Raw genomic sequence first — 18,243 nt, 5'->3', positions numbered from 1 at the left:
ATATTGCCCCGTCCTAGTGCTTTCTTACAAGCACATATTTCCAACTCATTTTCTCAGGTTCAGCATGACTACAAGGTATATCTTCGTTACTGGTGGCGTGGTTTCATCACTAGGTAAAGGCATTGCAGCAGCTTCTTTGGCTGCAATATTAGAGGCTCGCGGCCTTAACGTAACCATTATGAAGCTGGATCCATACATTAACGTCGATCCAGGTACCATGAGTCCAACACAGCACGGTGAAGTGTTTGTGACAGAAGACGGCGCTGAAACAGATCTAGACTTAGGTCACTATGAGCGTTTCATCCGTACTAAGATGAACCGTCGTAATAACTTTACTACCGGTCGTATTTATGAAGAAGTACTTCGTAAAGAACGTCGTGGTGACTATTTAGGTGCAACCATTCAGGTTATTCCGCACATCACTAACGCTATCAAAGAAAAAGTACTTGCTGGTGGCGAAGGTCATGATGTGGCGATCGTTGAGATTGGTGGCACTGTAGGTGATATTGAATCACTACCATTCTTAGAGTCTATCCGTCAGCTAGGTGTTGAACTTGGTCGTGATAGAACTCTATTTATGCATTTGACCCTTGTACCTTTCTTAGGTGCAGCGGGTGAAGTTAAAACTAAGCCTACTCAGCACTCAGTTAAAGAGCTACGTTCAATCGGTATCGCTCCAGATGTATTGGTATGTCGTGGCGATCGCGCTATTCCTGCCAACGAGAAAGCAAAGATTTCGCTATTCTGTAACGTTGAAGAACGTGCCGTTATTTCGCTAAAAGACGTAGACAGTATCTATAAGATCCCTGCGTTACTAAAAGCACAAGGTCTAGATCAACTTGTGACTAAGCGTTTCGGTATTGACTGTAAAGAAGCCGATTTAGCTGAGTGGGAAAAAGTAATTTACCAAGAAGCTAACCCAACAGGTGAAATCACTATTGGTATGGTTGGTAAGTACATTGAACTACCAGATGCATACAAGTCAGTTAACGAAGCATTAAAGCATGCCGGTCTATTTAACCGCGTGTCAGTTAACATTAAGTACATTGACTCACAGAACGTTGAAGCTAAGGGCGATGAAGTACTACAAGGCCTAGATGGTATCTTGGTACCAGGTGGTTTCGGTGAGCGCGGTGTTGAAGGTAAGATCATGGCGGCTAAGTACGCTCGTGAAAACAACCTTCCATACTTTGGTATTTGTTTAGGTATGCAGGTTGCACTGATCGAGTTTGCTCGTCACGTTGCAGGCCTTGAAGGCGCGCATTCAACAGAATTTATGCCAGAAACACCACATCCAGTTGTTGGTTTGATCACTGAATGGATCAACGAAGACGGTAAAGTTGAAGAACGTCATGAAGAGTCTGATCTTGGTGGTACTATGCGCCTAGGTGCACAGCTATGTCACTTAGAAGAAGGCACTAAAGCGGCTGCAGCATACAAAGGCAACACTTGTGTTGAACGTCACCGTCACCGTTACGAAGTGAACAACAACTACAAAGAGCGTCTAGAGAAAGCGGGTCTTATCTTTAGTGGTCTATCTTCAGACCGCTCGCTAGTTGAAATGATTGAGCTACCAAATCACCCATGGTTTGTAGCAGGTCAATTCCACCCTGAATTTACCTCAACTCCACGTGACGGTCAGCCGTTATTTGAGGGCTTTGTAGCAGCCGCTGCAGCTTATCAAAAACGTGATTTAGAAGACTAAATACTAACAAGACCGCTTCCATGCTCTGGGGGCGGTTTTTTTGTTTGTGGTGTTGTAATACCGATTGGCATAAAGGATTTGTCACTTAGCGAGAGTTCAGCGTTTAATGAGCTTTAAAGGGATTACCGTTCAAGCTCATTCACCTTTTCAAAGCGCAGCTTTACTCTGAGTTGACCCTATCTTTATTACCTTTTGGCGTAAGTTTAGATGAACAGAATTTCGTTTTACTTTTATCTTTAAATTTATCTTTAAAACTTAAATCGAGGGCATTATGGCTAAGATTATTAACATTATCGGTCGCGAAATCATGGATTCTCGCGGTAACCCAACTGTTGAAGCTGAAGTTCATTTAGAAGGCGGATTCATGGGTATGGCTGCGGCACCATCTGGTGCATCTACAGGTAGCCGCGAAGCACTTGAACTACGTGACGGCGACAAAGCACGTTATTTAGGTAAAGGTGTATTAAAAGCGGTTGAAAACATCAACGGACTAATCCGTGATGCGTTAATGGGTAAAGATGCAACTGCACAAGCTGAACTAGATCAAATTATGATCGACGTTGACGGTACTGAAAACAAAGATAAGTTAGGTGCTAACGCGATTCTAGCTGTGTCTTTGGCTGCTGCTAAAGCGGCTGCTGCATTTAAAGGTATTCCTTTATACGCTCACATCGCTGATCTAAACGGCACGCCAGGTCAGTACTCAATGCCTGTTCCTATGATGAATATTCTAAACGGTGGTGAGCACGCAGATAACAACGTAGATATCCAAGAGTTCATGGTTCAGCCTGTTGGCGCTAAGAACTTCCGTGAAGCACTACGTATGGGCGCTGAAATCTTCCATAGCCTAAAGAGCGTACTTAAGTCTAAAGGCTTAAGCACTTCAGTTGGTGACGAAGGTGGTTTTGCACCAGATTTGGCATCAAATGCTGATGCACTAGCTATCATCAAGGTTGCTGTTGAGAAAGCCGGTTACCAACTAGGTACTGACGTTACTCTAGCACTAGACTGCGCGGCATCTGAGTTCTACAAAGATGGTCAATATGACCTTTCTGGCGAAGGCAAAGTTTTCTCTGCAAACGGTTTCTCTGACTTCCTTAAGTCACTAACTGAACAGTACCCAATTGTTTCTATCGAAGATGGTTTAGACGAGTCAGATTGGGACGGTTGGGCTTACCAAACTCAAATTATGGGTAATAAGATCCAGCTTGTTGGTGACGATCTGTTCGTAACTAACACTAAGATCTTAAAGCGCGGTATCGACAATGGTATTGCTAACTCTATCTTGATTAAGTTTAACCAAATCGGTTCACTAACTGAGACGCTAGCTGCTATCCGTATGGCGAAAGAAGCTGGCTACACAGTTGTGATTTCACACCGTAGTGGTGAAACTGAAGATGCAACAATTGCTGATCTAGCTGTGGCGACTTCAGCTGGCCAAATCAAGACTGGCTCACTATGTCGTAGTGACCGTGTGGCTAAGTACAACCAACTGCTTCGTATCGAAGAGCAGTTAGGCGAAAAAGCACCTTACAACGGCCTTAAAGAGATTAAAGGTCAAGCGTAAAACGCGATAAACTTTAAAAAGGCCACCACTCGGTGGCCTTTTTTGTTGTACTATCTGTTTAATATTCTCAAATTCTTGCTATTTAGACTCATGAAACGCCTTCTTTTTGTATTAATTGCTTTACTTGCCATGCTTCAGTATCGCCTTTGGTTAGGAGAAAAAAGCCTAGCTGAATCTTTTCACCTGCAAGAGCAAATTAGACTTCAGCAGCAAAGTAATGCGCAGTTAGTGGCAAGAAACCAAGTATTAAGAGAAGAAATAAGCGATTTGCGCAGTGGCACCGAAGCACTAGAAGAGCGAGCCCGCAATGAGCTTGGCATGGTTAAAGACGGAGAGACTTTCTTTCGTGTTGTGGGAGGCGAGCGCCCAAGTGACTCAAACTAAGCAGAGCAAGTTGGCCTAAGTAAAAAAGAATTAAGTCATTGAGAACAGAGTAATCACATTGCTCTATGCACTTTTTAATCGACAGTAAAACACCTGCATTATATGGAACTCATTAATGAGCCAAACTCCTAAACAAATTATTGCCATAGTACCTGCAGCTGGAATTGGCAGCCGAATGGGCGCTGAAATTCCTAAACAGTATTTAATGTTAAATGAGCAGACGATTTTAGGCCACACATTAGATTGCTTATTGTCGCATCCTAAAATTGATAAAGTGATTGTGGCTATTAATCCAAACGATGATTACTTTGCTGACTTGCCGCAAGCTTCACACCCTAAATTACAATGTGTCTGTGGCGGAAAAGAGCGAGCTGATTCGGTCTTAGCTGGACTTAATCTTGCCGGTGAAGGCGCTTGGGCATTGGTTCACGATGCAGCGCGCCCCTGTTTAACCCATCTAGATATCGATAAATTAATTGCCTCTGCGACAGTGCACCCTCAAGGTGCCATTTTAGCCGCGCCAGTGCGTGATACCATGAAGCGGACTAATGCAGAAGGTGTTATTACCGCGACAGTTTGTCGAGATCAGCTTTGGCATGCATTAACGCCGCAGTTTTTTCCTGTTAAAGAGCTTACGCATCATTTAACCGCAGCACTTGCTGCTGGAGCGCTCATTACTGATGAAGCCTCTGCAATGGAGTGGGCAGGCGTTATGCCTGTAGTGATTTCAGGGCGCGCCGATAACATAAAAGTGACTCACCCGGATGATTTACAGCTAGCATCACTTTTTCTCAAAAATTCAATTTAAGGTGTTGGGCCTTATTGGCAAAACAGACAGGTATCGAAATGAAAATTAGAATTGGTCACGGCTTTGATGTGCATAAATTTGGCGGCGAGCCACCACTTATTCTAGGTGGTGTGGATGTGCCTTATGAGGTTGGCCTGATTGCCCATTCAGATGGTGATGTTGTTTTGCACGCCATTTCAGATGCTATTTTAGGTGCAATGGCATTGGGCGATATTGGTAAGCACTTTCCTGATACAGATGCTGAATTTAAAGGTGCAGATAGCCGGGTATTATTAAGGCATTGCTATAAGCTTGCGACTGAAATGGGTTATCAATTATCTAATCTTGATGTCACTATTATTGCGCAAGCACCAAAAATGGCGCCACATATTGAATCTATACGCGCGGTACTGGCAGCTGACTTGTCTTCAGACATTGGCGATATCAACGTCAAAGCAACAACAACTGAAAAGCTTGGGTTTACAGGTCGTAAAGAAGGTATTGCGGTTGAAGCTGTAGTATTGATGAGTCAAGCTGCTTAGCAATACGGCCGCCTTTATAGTTGTCTGCTACATAGGCCATTTTAATAAGCCTTTAGTTATATATTTTTGAGAACAATTAGCGATATGAGTGAATTACATTATTTATACGGCAAGCCGTTAGCGACTGCAGACTTGCGTACCCATAATAGCGATTTTCAAGTGCAAGAGATCTTGCCTTTTGCGCCAACAGGTGAGGGAGAGCATCACTTACTGCACATTCGTAAAGAGGGATTAAATACGGTAGAAGTCGCTAAAATGCTCTCAAGTTTCGCCCATGTGCACCCTAAAGAAGTCACCTATGCGGGCCAAAAAGACAAGCATGCGGTAACTGAGCAATGGTTCGGTGTACGTATTCCTGGTAAAGAAACGCCTGACTGGCAGCAACTAAACAGTGAACAGATCACTATTTTGAGTGCTTCAAGACACACTAAGAAGTTACGGATAGGCGCACTGGCGGGTAATCGTTTTACATTAACGCTGCGTAACGTTAGCGATATGGCTGATGTAGTCGCTCGTATTGAGAAAGTAAAAAAGCAAGGCGTACCGAATTACTTCGGTGAGCAACGCTTTGGTAACGATGGTAAGAATTTAGTCTTTGGCCGCCAAATGTTCACTGGCCGTAAAGTTAAAGACAGAAATAAGCGCAGTATGTATTTGTCTGCAGTGCGCTCTAACCTATTTAACATTGCTAGTTCTGCACGTTTAGCGGCTCATGGTACCTCTGTGTTAACTGGCGACTGTGTGCTTCTTGCTGGGAGTAAGAGTTACTTTGTAGCAGAGCAATGGGATGACACGTTAACTCAGCGCCTTGCAAAAAAAGACATTCAGCTTTCAGCACCTCTATGGGGGCGTGGTTTGCCACTGGCACAAGCTGATGCAGCAACATGTGAAGCTGATGCATTAGCTGAGTTAACTGTCGACAGGGAAGGGCTAGAGCAAGCTGGTCTTAATCAAGAGCGTCGTGCTTTGTTACTTGAGCCACAACATCTGCAGTATCAAGTAGATGAAGATACCATTACCTTAAAGTTTGCATTACCATCAGGCTCTTATGCAACTTCATTGCTGCGCGAATTGTTCTTGTACCAAGATGTAAAAGAATTAGCCCGTAAGCAGATGCTTGCAGAGCAAAAAAGTAATGAGGCTCAGTCATGAAGATTTTAATCAGTAATGACGATGGCGTAAACGCTGAGGGCATAGCTGCACTTACGCATTCATTAAGCAGTATTGCAGAAACGCTAACCGTTGGTCCTGACAGAAACTGCTCTGGTGCGAGTAACTCATTAACCTTGACCAATCCGTTGCGACTGAATAGGTTAGACAATGGCTTTATTTCAGTTAGTGGAACACCAACAGACTGCGTGCATCTAGCTATTCGTGAGCTTTACCAAGACGAGCCGGATATGGTGGTGTCAGGTATTAATGCCGGAGCTAACATGGGTGACGACACCTTATACTCCGGCACTGTTGCAGCTGCGATGGAAGGCAGATTTTTAGGTTTTCCTGCAATTGCGATCTCGTTAGTCGGCCATGAGTTAAAGCATTACGATACGGCAGCGCATTATGCGCTAAAAATCGTTAAAGCATTACAACAAAAGCCAATAGCTCAAGATAAGATTTTAAATATCAATGTGCCTGATTTACCTTTAGCTGAAATCAAAGGGATTAAAATCACTCGTTTAGGTGCTCGTCATCGTGCAGAGGGAATGGTACGTACACAAGATCCTGCTGGTAGAGAAATATTTTGGTTAGGCCCACCGGGTGATGAGCAAGATGCTAGCGAAGGCACAGACTTTTTTGCAGTGGCAAATGGCTATGTATCTATTACGCCGCTAACAGTTGACTTAACGGCCTTTGAAAAACTCAACGCCTTAGAAGATTGGTTGGCTGATATTGATTAAGTTGCGATATTGGTAGTTTTAGAAAGGCTGCTATTTAATGCAGCCGTTTTATTGTGTGTGTGTTTTTACGTTTTAATTTGTTTATTTTTGAATTATGGAAAATGATTTATGACCTTCGTTGCCTCAACTTCTGCATTGAACCTCGCAAAACGATTGTATGAGGCAGGGATCCGCAATGAGTCTGTGTTAAAAGCTGTGGCAAATACCCCAAGAGAGCAGTTTTTAGATCCAGCGCTTGGCCATAAAGCATATGAAAATACCGCATTACCAATAGGCCAAGGGCAAACGATTTCACAACCTTATATCGTTGCACGCATGACTGAAATCTTGCTGCAAACTAATCCTAATAAAGTTTTAGAAATTGGAACGGGTTCAGGTTACCAAGCGGCAATCTTAGCTCAACTTGTACCGCAGCTTTGCACTGTTGAGCGGATTAAAAGTTTACAAATTCAAGCAAGGCAGCGATTGAAGCGGTTGGATCTGCATAATATTGCGTTTAAATATGGTGATGGTTGGCAAGGCTGGCCGAGTAAAGGCCTTTATGATGCGATTATGGTGACGGCTGCTGCCGCCTCTATTCCTGAAGCGCTGCTTGCTCAATTAGCAGATGGCGGGGTATTGCTTATTCCGGTTGGTGAGGTAAACCAGCAATTAATGAAAGTCACACGTGTAGGTGAACAATTTACCTCGCAAGCAATAGAAATGGTGCGCTTTGTACCATTAGTAAATGGTGAGCTTGCTTAATGCTTGTGATCATTACTGAACAATCATCCATTTTGCCAATTGGAGCTCAGGGCCAATAATGAGGTTAGTTAGATTTTCTATCATGTTAATGCTGCTATCAGGTTGTAGCTTTCAAGCCGAACGTCCTGCACCTGTAGAGTCATTAAATGGACCATCAGCACCTTCAATTAGCAAAGGTTCGATTACTGGCACTAAATATGTAGTTCGAAAAGGTGACACTTTGTATTCGATTGCTTGGGGAGCAAATAAAGATTTTGCTGATTTAGCTAAGAGCAACAGCCTACCAACCCCTTATACCATCTACCCTGGACAGGTATTGAGTCTTAACTCTAAAAAAACTGTTACAAATAGCAAACCTGTCAAAAAAGTGGCTGCAGTAGCGTCGAAACCAAGCTCTAATCCAAGTAAAAACACTAATAAACAGAAGGTTAACTCAACTGCGTCAGTCGAAAGTAGTAAAAAAGATTGGTCAAAAAAACAACTTGATCCTAGCCAAAAGCCTGCGTATTCTGTAACAACCAGTCAACAAGATACTAACCGTGTTATCCACAAGCCAGCCGAGCTTCCTGTGAAAGTAAGTAAGTGGTTATGGCCTGTAAACGGAAAAGTGATTGGTACATTCTCGGCCAAAGAGCAGGGAAATAAAGGTATAAAGATCGCCGGTAATCGAGGTGATGCTATCAGAGCGGCTGCTAGTGGTAGGGTTGTTTACGCAGGTAGCGCACTTAGAGGCTATGGTAACTTAGTTATTATTAAACACAGTGATGATTATTTAAGTGCTTATGCACATGCCGACAAGATCTTAGTGAAAGAAAAGCAAGTTGTTAATGTTGGTCAAACAGTTGCGAAAATGGGTAGTACAGGAACTAACAAGGTGATGCTGCATTTTGAAATTAGGTATCACGGTAAGTCAGTAAACCCACTTAAATTTTTGCCTAAAAAATAGTTTTTAGGCCGCCAAATTTGGCAAATCGGAGGATAGTGAAGTGCAGTAATTAAATGAAAATTCGGGAGAGATATTATGGGCAGACCTACAAACGCTGCTGTAGCAGAGCAAGCAAAGAATAACTCGTTTAACGAGCCGACTAATAACCTAAACGTTAAAGAAGCTGAATTAGAGCAACAAGTCCAAGATGACTTGCAGAAGAACCTCGATGCCACTCAGCTGTATCTTGGTGAAATTGGCTTTTCCCCACTCCTCAGTGCTGAGGAAGAAGTGTATTTTTCACGTAAATCCCTTAAGGGCTGTGAAAAGTCACGTAATCGCATGATTGAAAGCAACCTAAGACTCGTTGTCAAAATTGCACGTCGATATAATAATCGTGGCTTAGCGCTACTTGATCTTATCGAAGAAGGCAACTTGGGCCTAATCCGAGCCGTTGAAAAGTTTGATCCTGAAAGAGGCTTTCGATTTTCTACCTACGCTACTTGGTGGATTAGACAGACAATCGAACGCGCAATCATGAATCAAACACGTACCATCCGTTTACCTATCCATGTGGTTAAAGAGCTTAACGTCTATTTGCGCACCGCAAGAGAGTTGGCACATAAGTTAGATCATGAACCGACAGCGGAAGAGATTGCAGATCAATTAGATTTACCAAGCGCAGATGTTAGCCGCATGCTTAAACTTAATGAAAGAATTACCTCTGTTGATACTCCGCTTGGCGGTGAAAGTGATAAAGCACTGTTAGATGTGCTGGCAGATGATGACAATGTTGGCCCAGACTATAAAGTGCAAGACGAAGATATGTCTAAGTCAGTGGTAAAATGGCTCGATGAACTTAATACCAAGCAACGTGAAGTGTTAGCGCGCCGATTTGGTTTGTTAGGTTATGAACCGTCTACACTAGAAAATGTCGGTAAAGAGATTGGTTTGACACGTGAGCGTGTTCGTCAAATCCAAGTTGAGGCATTGAAACGTCTTAAAGATTTGCTTGGCGCTCAAGGGCTGTCAGTAGAAGCTATTTTTAAAGCGTAACTTTTAGTAAAAGACATCTTAAAAGTTAAAGAGTGAACAAAAGAAAAAGCGCAGTTGATTGCAACTGCGCTTTTTTATGTTTGCTATTTAGCTAATTTTTTAAGATTGTACAAATAATCCAGTGCTTGCTTTGGTGTTAATTCATCTGGATTGAGTTTACTTAATGCCTCTAGCGCTGGCGATGGAGCTGGCGTTGCAAAACTCATTGCTTGCTGTTGCGGCGCTTTATCACCTGATTGCTCGGAGTTATGCTCGCGACTTTCTAGCTGTTGCAGTTTATGCTTGGCGGCATTAATCACACAGTTAGGTACACCAGCAAGTGCTGCAACCTGTAGACCGTAACTCCTGCTGGCAGCGCCTTCTTGTACTGCATGCATAAACACAATGCTGTCGCCGTGCTCTACCGCATCTAAATGCACATTTTCTACATTCGACAATAGTTCAGGCAGTTGAGTTAGCTCAAAATAGTGGGTGGCAAATAGAGTCATCGCTTGCAAGTGTTTGGCTAAATACTCTGCTGCAGACCAAGCAAGTGAAAGGCCGTCATAAGTAGATGTGCCGCGGCCAATCTCATCCATTAATACTAGGCTGTTAGGCGTTGCGTTATGTAAGATATTCGCCGTTTCAGTCATTTCTACCATGAAGGTAGAGCGACCTGATGCTAAGTCATCTGATGCGCCAATACGGGTAAATACTCTATCAACAGGGCCAATTACAGCGTGCTCTGCTGGTACATAACAACCAATATGCGCCATTAATGTAATAAGAGCGACTTGGCGCATATAGGTAGATTTACCACCCATGTTAGGGCCTGTCACCACTAACATTTTACGCTGATTGTTCAGGGTTACTGGATTCGCAATAAACGGACTTTGGCTAACTTGCTCAACAACAGGGTGGCGACCCGCTTCAATCTGGATCCCAGGTGTTAGCGATAACTCTGGGCAGTGGTAGTTTAAGCTTTCAGCACGCTCTGCAAAGTTACAAAGTACATCAAGCTCTGCAGCTGCTTTAGCGAAGTCTTGTAGTTCATGCAGTTTTGGTAAGATTAAGTCAAATAGCTGTTCCCACAATTGCTTTTCAAGCGCTAGCGCTTTGCCTTGACTAGAAAGCACTTTTTCTTCGTGTTCTTTTAGCTCAGGGATGATGTAACGTTCAGTGTTTTTGAGTGTTTGTCTGCGCTGGTAGCTTAATGGCACGAGATCAGATTCACGGCGGCTAACTTCAATGTAGTAGCCATGTACTCGGTTGTAGCCAACTTTAAGGGTTGAAATACCAGTTTGATCTTTCTCGCGGGCTTCGAGCTCATGCAAGTAATCAGTAGCGCCTTCACTGAGTCTGCGCCATTCGTCTAACTCTGCATTATAACCTTCTTGAATAACGCCGCCATCGCGAATAAGCATAGGCGGGTTATCAACAACTGCACGCGTTAATAGATCAAGTTCTTCTGGAAACTCACCAATCACCTGTGACAAATATTTGAGGTGCTCAGCATTTGCTTGGATGAGTGTTTGCTGTAACTGCGGAAGTAAAGCTAAGGCTTGACGCAAACGAGCAAAGTCGCGAGGACGAGCATTACGCAGTGCGATACGTGCAGTAATACGTTCTATATCGCCTAGTGCTTTTAGATCGTCAGATAATGTTTCAAAGTCACCAGACTCTAATAATTCTGCAATCGATGCTTGTCGCGCTCTAATTATGTCATGATCACGCAGTGGCTGATGTAACCAGCGCTGAAGCATACGACTTCCCATTGGTGTCACTGTATTATCAAGCACTGATGCCAAAGTGTTTTCGCGGCCGCCTTGCAAGTTTACTGTTAGTTCAAGATTGCGGCGGGTGGCAGCATCTAACACGATACTATCGGACTGATTAAAGCGCACAATCGAGTTGATATGCGGCAAGGCTGTGCGTTGAGTATCTTTTACATACTGCATCAAACAGCCGGCGGCTTGCAGTGACAGTCTTGCATCTTCGATGCCAAAGCCTTTTAAGTCTTTGGTGCCAAATTGATTGAGTAGTAAACGATGACAGGTATCGTAGTCAAACTCCCATTCAGGACGGCGGCGTGTACCGTTCATTCCTGCAATCAGACTCATCTGCGAAAAGTCTTCGCTATAAAGTAGTTCCGCTGGGTTTGTACGCTGTAATTCAGCTTCTAATGCTTCGGTATTGGCAAGCTCAGTGATCACAAATCGCCCTGATGCGACATCCAGTGTGGCGTAACCGTAGCCGGTTTTGCCTTGATAAAGTGCTGCAAGCAGATTGTCTTGGCGCTCTTGCAGCAGGGCTTCATCGGTCAGTGTTCCTGGAGTCACAATACGTACGACTTTGCGCTCAACAGGGCCTTTTGATGTGGCAGGGTCACCCACTTGTTCACAGATAGCGACAGATACTCGCAATTGCACTAGTTTAGCTAAGTAGCCCTCAACTGCATGGTAAGGCAAGCCTGCCATAGGAATAGGGTCGCCACCACTTTTGCCCCGCGCAGTTAATGAGATCCCAAGTAGCTCTGAAGCGCGTTTAGCATCTTCATAAAAGAGTTCATAGAAATCGCCCATACGATAAAAGAGCAACATGTCAGGATGCTGAGCTTTTAGGGTGAGATACTGACGCATCATTGGGGTGTGTTTTTCTAAGCCTTGCGGATCAATAGCTGTCATCGATTTGTTTTGCCTGTCATTTACTGCGGCGTCTAGTAGCGCCTTAAACAATATTGGCGCTAATCTTACCAATATTTTGGTCATTTTAGGCGTAATTCTTACAGTGTTTACTGAATAAATTACTGGTTAAAATTATAATGTGAGTTTAAGTATTTGATTTTATGTGTTTTGTAAAATATTTTTACACAGTACTTGATACTGTATGATTGTACAGTATACTAGTTTCATATTGAGGCTCTAGCCAAGGCTAATTGAGTCATCACCTAAATGATAATTCAGTGCCAATCATACGTAGCACTGCGGTCCAGAGGATATCCGGAATGAAGACAGATCCAAATAAAGAGAAAGCACTGAACGCTGTTTTAGGTCAGATTGAGAAGCAGTTTGGTAAAGGCTCAATCATGAAGTTAGGCGAAGACCGTTCAATGGACGTAGAAACTATTTCTACAGGTTCACTTGCTTTGGATGTTGCCTTGGGTGCTGGTGGTTTACCAATGGGTCGTATCGTTGAGATCTACGGGCCTGAATCTTCTGGTAAAACGACACTGACATTAGAAGTAATTGCTGCAGCGCAAAAGCAAGGTAAAACTTGTGCTTTTATCGACGCTGAGCACGCTCTTGACCCTATTTACGCTAAAAAGCTTGGTGTAGATATTGATAACCTACTTTGTTCACAGCCAGACACGGGTGAGCAAGCGCTTGAGATCTGTGATGCACTAACTCGCAGTGGCGCGGTTGACGTAATCATTGTCGACTCAGTAGCGGCGTTAACCCCTAAAGCTGAAATCGAAGGCGAAATTGGTGACTCTCACATGGGTCTTGCTGCTCGTATGATGAGCCAAGCAATGCGTAAGCTTGCAGGTAACCTTAAGCAATCAAATACACTGCTTATTTTCATTAACCAAATCCGTATGAAGATTGGTGTAATGTTTGGTAACCCTGAAACGACTACTGGTGGTAACGCCCTTAAGTTCTACGCTTCAGTTCGTCTAGATATCCGTCGTACAGGTGCGATTAAAGATAGAGAAGAAGTGATTGGTAACGAAACTCGCGTTAAAGTCGTTAAAAACAAAATTGCGGCGCCATTTAAACAAGCTGAATTCCAAATTCTTTACGGTCAAGGGATTAACAGTACTGGTGAATTAGTTGACCTAGGTGTATTGCACAAGCTGATTGAAAAGTCAGGTGCATGGTACAGCTATAAAGGCGACAAGATTGGTCAAGGCCGTGCTAATGCAGGTAAGTACTTAATCGAGAACCCAGCAATTTCAGATGAAATTGAAACAACCTTACGCGCTATGCTTTTAGGTAATGGCGAGAAAGTTGCTGCAGATTCGGCTGATACAGCTGGTGATAATATCGACCTAGAAACTGGTGAAGTATTCTAAGTAGAGCCGAAGTCAAAGCAAAACGGACTTGAGTTAAATAAATCGCGATGCAGCTTTGCTGCTTCGCGATTTTTTGTTTTCAGCCCTAGAGTATTCGTTAGAGTTCTAAATTACCCGCTTCAAACGATGAATGGTATTACTTCCACTTTGATATCGAAGACCGTAAATTCAGCTTCAATAAAGCTAACTAGCATTGAATCGCTACAAATATTGCTTTAGCCATAGTTTAATTTCTTAGTAGACACACAGTTTTGTATCAACAGGGCTGGTTGTTAGACATGACTCTGCTTATAATGCTATCCATAAAAATTTAACAGTTAGCCCTTTAGGCTTATTTGCACAACCTAATTCAGGACGGTTTCATGTATCAAACCACTGCAGCACTGCGAAGTGCTTTTTTGGAATATTTCCGCACTAATGGTCACCAGGTCGTAGATAGTAGCTCTCTCGTTCCAGCGAACGATCCAACACTACTATTTACTAATGCGGGTATGAACCAGTTTAAAGACGTGTTTTTGGGTGCCGATAAGCGTAGCTACTCGCGCGCGACTTCTTCACAGCGCTGTGTACGTGCTGGTGGTAAACATAACGATTTAGATAACGTTGGTTACACTGCTCGTCACCATACATTCTTTGAAATGTTAGGTAACTTTAGCTTTGGTGATTACTTTAAAGAAGATGCGATTAAATTTGCATGGACCTTCTTAACTGAAGAGTTAAAGCTTCCAACAGAGCGTCTATGTGTCACCATCTATGAAACTGATGATGAAGCATTTGAAATTTGGAATAAGAAAATCGGCGTAGCTGCTGAAAATATTATCCGTATTGGCGACAATAAAGGCGCGGCTTACGCATCTGATAACTTCTGGCAGATGGGTGACACTGGTCCATGTGGTCCATGTTCTGAAATTTTCTATGATCATGGCGATCATATCTGGGGTGGCCGTCCAGGTACTCCTGAAGAAGATGGTGACCGTTTCATCGAGATCTGGAACATCGTATTTATGCAGTATAACCGTCAAGCTGACGGTGAAATGAAGCCACTACCTAAGCCATCAGTTGATACCGGTATGGGTATTGAGCGTATCGCTGCGATTATGCAGGGCGTACACTCAAACTATGAAATTGATATTTTCCAAGCATTGATCAAGAAAGCTGCGGCTATTCTTGGTGTAACTGATCTTGAAAACAAATCATTACGCGTGATTGCTGACCACATTCGTTCATGTGCATTCTTAATTGCAGATGGTGTTATGCCGTCAAATGAAGGCCGTGGTTATGTGCTTCGTCGTATTATCCGTCGTGCAGTGCGCCATGGTAACAAGTTAGGCGCAACTGAAAGCTTCTTCTACAAGTTAGTACCAACACTAATCGAAGTGATGGGCGCTGATGCGGCAAAAGGTCTGCAAGAAACACAAGCTATTGTTGAGAAGTCACTAAAAGCGGAAGAAGAGCAATTTGCTCGTACACTTGAACGTGGTCTAGGTATTTTAGATGCAGCCCTTAACGAGCTAACAACGAATGTGTTAGATGGCGAAACTGCATTTAAGCTTTATGACACATATGGTTTCCCTGTAGATTTAACAGCTGACGTATGTCGTGAGCGTGAAATCACAGTGGACGAAGTTGGTTTTGAAGCGGCAATGGCTGAGCAGCGCAGTCGTGCTCAAGCAGCTGGTCAGTTTGATACTGATTACAACGAAGGTTTAAAGATTGAAGAGCAAAGCTGCTTCACTGGTTACACTGAGCTAAATAATCAAGCCACTGTAACTGCAATCTTTAAAGCCGGTGAATCAGTCGATAGCACAATTGCTGGCGATGATGTTGTTATCGTACTTGATAACACACCATTTTATGGCGAGTCAGGTGGTCAGTGTGGTGACAAAGGTGTGTTGATTGCCGATGGCATTGAATTCGCTGTAACTGATACGCAAAAGTATGCTCAAGCAATTGGTCATATCGGCCGTGTTGCTGCTGGTTCTATTAAGGTTGGTCAAGTATTGACGGCTAATGTTGATAAGAAGCTTCGTCATAGAACTGAATTGAATCACTCAGTGACTCACCTTTTACACGCAGCTTTACGCCAAGTACTTGGTACGCACGTGAGCCAGAAAGGTTCATTGGTTGATCCAGAACGCTTACGTTTTGACTTCTCTCACTTTGAAGGCGTAAAAGCGTCAGAGCTAAAAGAAGTTGAAGAGTTAGTAAACACGCAAATTCGTCGTAACCACGAGCTAACAGCTGAAGTGATGGACATTGAAACCGCTAAAGAAAAAGGTGCAATGGCACTATTTGGCGAAAAGTACGATGCTGAAGTACGTGTTGTCACAATGGGCGATTTCTCAATCGAACTATGTGGTGGTACACACGTAGGTCGCACTGGTGATATTGGTTTATTCAAGATCACTTCAGAAGGCGGTATTGCTGCTGGTGTTCGTCGTATTGAAGCGGTTACTGGTGCTGCAGCGATGGCTTATGTTGCTAAGCAACAAGCTGAGCTTGAAGAAGCCGCGGCATTATTGAAGGGCGATAGCGCTTCAGTTGTTGCTAAGCTAAAAGCACAACTTGATAAAACTAAGCAGCTTGAAAAAGAGCTATCTCAGTTAAAAGATAAGTTAGCTGCGGCTACAAGTGCTGATCTTGCCGGTGAAGCGGTAGACGTTAACGGCGCTAAAGTGCTTATTAAGAAGTTAGAAGGCGTTGATGCTAGTGCATTACGTGGTCTTCAAGATGAACTAAAGCAAAAACTACAATCAGGTATTGTGGTTTTAGCGATTGCTGGCGAAGAGAAAGTTAACCTAATTGTAGGTGTGACTAAAGATCTTACCGGTAAAGTTAAAGCTGGTGAACTTGTAGCATCGATTGCACAACAAGTTGGTGGTAAAGGTGGCGGACGCCCTGATATGGCACAAGCTGGCGGTAGCCAACCAGAAAATCTTGATGCAGCACTAGAGCAAGTGCTTCCATGGATCACAGCTAAGCTAGTTTAATTTGAAGCTTGTTGAATGAGATAGCTAGATATAAAAGCGCCCTAATTGGGCGTTTTTTTATGGTTTAGTTTCAAGATGAATAAAACTACTTATATTGGCTATTTTGGCGGGTTTTATCCAAAGCATTGAGGGTTTATAACGTTAGTCAGGTAATTAGGTTACATAGGGGCTTAACATTACTTTTATCTATATTTTTATCAGCAAATGCTTTGGTTGTTTTATCAGCTTAAATAGTGAGTTGTTTGCTTAAAGTTTGTAATATGTAAGCTTAAATTTGGGGAAAGTATTAATTCATGCTAGTTTAATGTTAACGCTTGATAATGATGATATCGGGTAAAAGTTCTTCTTAAACTGGTTAAAAAGGTTTCAGTGCAGAAACTGTGATTTAATACTCGAAAAGGTGTAATTATTTGACGCTTTTCTAATAGAAAACTGTTAATTTGTACTAAGCTGACCTTATAATACAAATATAACGGAATTGTGCCGTATAAAGCAGAATTAGGAACTAAAGGAGCAAAGTAATGCTGATATTGACTCGTCGTGTTGGTGAAACACTGATGATTGGTGACGAAGTAACGGTCACTGTATTAGGCGTTAAAGGTAACCAAGTAAGAATTGGTGTAAATGCACCTAAAGAAGTCTCTGTACATCGTGAAGAGATTTATCAACGCATTCAATCTGAAAAATCAGGTACGCCATCTGAAGGCGGTAACTTTTGATCTAGCAAAGATCAATGAAGAATTCTAGAAGCCAGCTATTACAGCTGGCTTTTTCATTTTTGAATTTTGTATATGCTTACTAGCATAATCACTGCATTGGTCAATGATATAACCTTAAACAGAAGTCTCTGCTATATGATGAGCTTGCGTAAAGAGATTTATCTTAGTTACTCGTTCAGGTTTTCGTTGCGATTGAGGCTTAGCACTTGGTAGTTGGAAAGCGGTATATAGGAAACGTTGTAGGGAACTCGGGGAGGACAAAGAAAGACAGATTAAAGGATAGTTTTCTGCGCGACTATATATGAGATTATAAATTTAGCGAGTAGGGCTGTAAGGGATAACTGTAGCTGCAGAGCTTTAAATACACATTTAGGTATGGCGAAATCGATGCCTTATAGTTTGTGAGCTGGGTAATTGAAGCTGTTTGGCTTGAGTCTTGAAACCATAATAGCAATTAGTTTGGAGTAAAGTGCTAGGTTAACACTTCTTTTTTAGCTGGCTTTACAGCTCTGCACTGTGATTTTTGGTCTCCTTGTGGAGATAAAATGAGCTTTGAATATCGACTTAAGTAATTTTTAGATCAAAATTAACGATTGAGCAGATGTTTTAAAAGTTCGGTAGAGATTGGTTTTGCCATTTAGCAGCGAAAAATATCGCTAATAAAGTGGCAAAAAACCTACTTTTAAAGGGAAGTTAGACTGTTATACAAACAAGATGCTTAAAAACAGTTCAAACGCGAATGGTTTCTTAAAAAGGGTTTGACTTATTTTCGGCAGACAGTAATATGTGCGCCAAGAAACGGAGAGGTGGCCGAGTGGCCGAAGGCGCTCCCCTGCTAAGGGAGTATGGGCTTTAACTCCCATCGAGGGTTCGAA

The 18,243-nt window shown here is 42.8% G+C and carries 14 protein-coding genes; 13 read left to right on the top strand and 1 reads right to left on the bottom strand.

The features are described from left to right. The first annotated feature begins 64 nt into the window (after nt 1-64). The 10 genes from MSG37_RS01330 to rpoS all read left to right on the top strand — a co-directional run bounded on the left by MSG37_RS01330 (nt 65) and on the right by rpoS (nt 9,608). Nucleotides 65-1,705, top strand: coding sequence for a CTP synthase (locus MSG37_RS01330; RefSeq protein WP_248468769.1), 1,641 nt, complete (start codon nt 65-67; stop codon nt 1,703-1,705). A 271-nt stretch (nt 1,706-1,976) separates the two neighbouring features. Beyond that, nucleotides 1,977-3,272, top strand: a complete 1,296-nt coding sequence (gene eno, locus MSG37_RS01325; protein ID WP_248468768.1) for a phosphopyruvate hydratase — start codon at nt 1,977-1,979, stop codon at nt 3,270-3,272. Between the two features lie 90 nt (nt 3,273-3,362). Beyond that, nucleotides 3,363-3,656: a cell division protein FtsB gene (gene ftsB, locus MSG37_RS01320; protein WP_248468767.1), complete on the top strand. Its 294-nt coding sequence runs from the start codon at nt 3,363-3,365 to the stop codon at nt 3,654-3,656. A gap of 115 nt (nt 3,657-3,771) precedes the next feature. Continuing rightward, nucleotides 3,772-4,464 carry a 2-C-methyl-D-erythritol 4-phosphate cytidylyltransferase gene (ispD, locus tag MSG37_RS01315; RefSeq protein ID WP_248468766.1) on the top strand — a complete coding sequence of 231 codons (693 nt, stop codon included), beginning with the start codon at nt 3,772-3,774 and terminating at the stop codon, nt 4,462-4,464. A 38-nt stretch (nt 4,465-4,502) separates the two neighbouring features. After that, nucleotides 4,503-4,985 carry a 2-C-methyl-D-erythritol 2,4-cyclodiphosphate synthase gene (gene ispF, locus MSG37_RS01310; protein WP_248469131.1) on the top strand — a complete coding sequence of 161 codons (483 nt, stop codon included), beginning with the start codon at nt 4,503-4,505 and terminating at the stop codon, nt 4,983-4,985. An 84-nt stretch (nt 4,986-5,069) separates the two neighbouring features. Next, complete coding sequence (locus MSG37_RS01305; protein WP_248468765.1) at nt 5,070-6,137, top strand: tRNA pseudouridine(13) synthase TruD; 1,068 nt, start codon at nt 5,070-5,072, stop codon at nt 6,135-6,137. After that, nucleotides 6,134-6,883 carry a 5'/3'-nucleotidase SurE gene (surE, locus tag MSG37_RS01300; protein ID WP_248468764.1) on the top strand — a complete coding sequence of 250 codons (750 nt, stop codon included), beginning with the start codon at nt 6,134-6,136 and terminating at the stop codon, nt 6,881-6,883. Before MSG37_RS01305 ends, surE begins: the two co-directional genes overlap by 4 nt. A 108-nt stretch (nt 6,884-6,991) precedes the next feature. Further along, on the top strand, nt 6,992-7,627 hold the full coding sequence (locus MSG37_RS01295; RefSeq protein ID WP_248468763.1) for a protein-L-isoaspartate(D-aspartate) O-methyltransferase: 636 nt from the start codon (nt 6,992-6,994) through the stop codon (nt 7,625-7,627). Nucleotides 7,628-7,685: 58 nt separating this feature from the next. Beyond that, nucleotides 7,686-8,573: a peptidoglycan DD-metalloendopeptidase family protein gene (locus MSG37_RS01290; RefSeq protein WP_248468762.1), complete on the top strand. Its 888-nt coding sequence runs from the start codon at nt 7,686-7,688 to the stop codon at nt 8,571-8,573. Nucleotides 8,574-8,648: 75 nt separating this feature from the next. After that, the gene (gene rpoS, locus MSG37_RS01285) at nt 8,649-9,608 is read left to right on the top strand and encodes an RNA polymerase sigma factor RpoS (protein WP_248468761.1); all 960 of its coding nucleotides are present in this window, start codon (nt 8,649-8,651) and stop codon (nt 9,606-9,608) included. Between the two features lie 83 nt (nt 9,609-9,691). On the opposite strand, the gene mutS is transcribed toward rpoS, so the two are convergent. Then, nucleotides 9,692-12,271, bottom strand: coding sequence for a DNA mismatch repair protein MutS (mutS, locus tag MSG37_RS01280; protein WP_248469130.1), 2,580 nt, complete (start codon nt 12,269-12,271; stop codon nt 9,692-9,694). Nucleotides 12,272-12,591: 320 nt separating this feature from the next. Here mutS and recA point away from each other — a divergent pair, with 320 nt between their 5' ends. The 3 genes from recA (at nt 12,592) to csrA (ending at nt 17,368) form a co-directional block, all read left to right on the top strand. Then, a complete protein-coding gene (gene recA / locus MSG37_RS01275) occupies nt 12,592-13,659 on the top strand; it encodes a recombinase RecA (RefSeq protein ID WP_248468760.1) in 1,068 nt (355 codons plus the stop codon). Between the two features lie 362 nt (nt 13,660-14,021). Next, a complete protein-coding gene (gene alaS / locus MSG37_RS01270; RefSeq protein ID WP_248468759.1) occupies nt 14,022-16,649 on the top strand; it encodes an alanine--tRNA ligase in 2,628 nt (875 codons plus the stop codon). Nucleotides 16,650-17,170: 521 nt separating this feature from the next. Beyond that, entirely contained in the window at nt 17,171-17,368 is a 198-nt protein-coding gene (csrA, locus tag MSG37_RS01265) for a carbon storage regulator CsrA (RefSeq protein WP_006082602.1), read from the top strand. The last annotated feature ends 875 nt before the right edge of the window (nt 17,369-18,243 follow it).

Source organism: Shewanella sp. 1CM18E, assembly GCF_023161665.1.
Classification (GTDB): domain Bacteria; phylum Pseudomonadota; class Gammaproteobacteria; order Enterobacterales; family Shewanellaceae; genus Shewanella.
Note: the sequence above shows the minus strand (reverse complement) of the source record. Positions and strands in the feature narration are given on the sequence as shown.

Bases quoted from the DNA above. Each gene is read 5' to 3' on its own strand.
- MSG37_RS01330 (WP_248468769.1), top strand. From the start codon at position 65: ATGACTACAAGGTATATCTTCGTTACTGGTGGCGTGGTTTCATCACTA.
- eno (WP_248468768.1), top strand. From the start codon at position 1,977: ATGGCTAAGATTATTAACATTATCGGTCGCGAAATCATGGATTCTCGC.
- ftsB (WP_248468767.1), top strand. From the start codon at position 3,363: ATGAAACGCCTTCTTTTTGTATTAATTGCTTTACTTGCCATGCTTCAG.
- ispD (WP_248468766.1), top strand. From the start codon at position 3,772: ATGAGCCAAACTCCTAAACAAATTATTGCCATAGTACCTGCAGCTGGA.
- ispF (WP_248469131.1), top strand. From the start codon at position 4,503: ATGAAAATTAGAATTGGTCACGGCTTTGATGTGCATAAATTTGGCGGC.
- MSG37_RS01305 (WP_248468765.1), top strand. From the start codon at position 5,070: ATGAGTGAATTACATTATTTATACGGCAAGCCGTTAGCGACTGCAGAC.
- surE (WP_248468764.1), top strand. From the start codon at position 6,134: ATGAAGATTTTAATCAGTAATGACGATGGCGTAAACGCTGAGGGCATA.
- MSG37_RS01295 (WP_248468763.1), top strand. From the start codon at position 6,992: ATGACCTTCGTTGCCTCAACTTCTGCATTGAACCTCGCAAAACGATTG.
- MSG37_RS01290 (WP_248468762.1), top strand. From the start codon at position 7,686: ATGAGGTTAGTTAGATTTTCTATCATGTTAATGCTGCTATCAGGTTGT.
- rpoS (WP_248468761.1), top strand. From the start codon at position 8,649: ATGGGCAGACCTACAAACGCTGCTGTAGCAGAGCAAGCAAAGAATAAC.
- mutS (WP_248469130.1), bottom strand. From the start codon at position 12,271: ATGACAGCTATTGATCCGCAAGGCTTAGAAAAACACACCCCAATGATG.
- recA (WP_248468760.1), top strand. From the start codon at position 12,592: ATGAAGACAGATCCAAATAAAGAGAAAGCACTGAACGCTGTTTTAGGT.
- alaS (WP_248468759.1), top strand. From the start codon at position 14,022: ATGTATCAAACCACTGCAGCACTGCGAAGTGCTTTTTTGGAATATTTC.
- csrA (WP_006082602.1), top strand. From the start codon at position 17,171: ATGCTGATATTGACTCGTCGTGTTGGTGAAACACTGATGATTGGTGAC.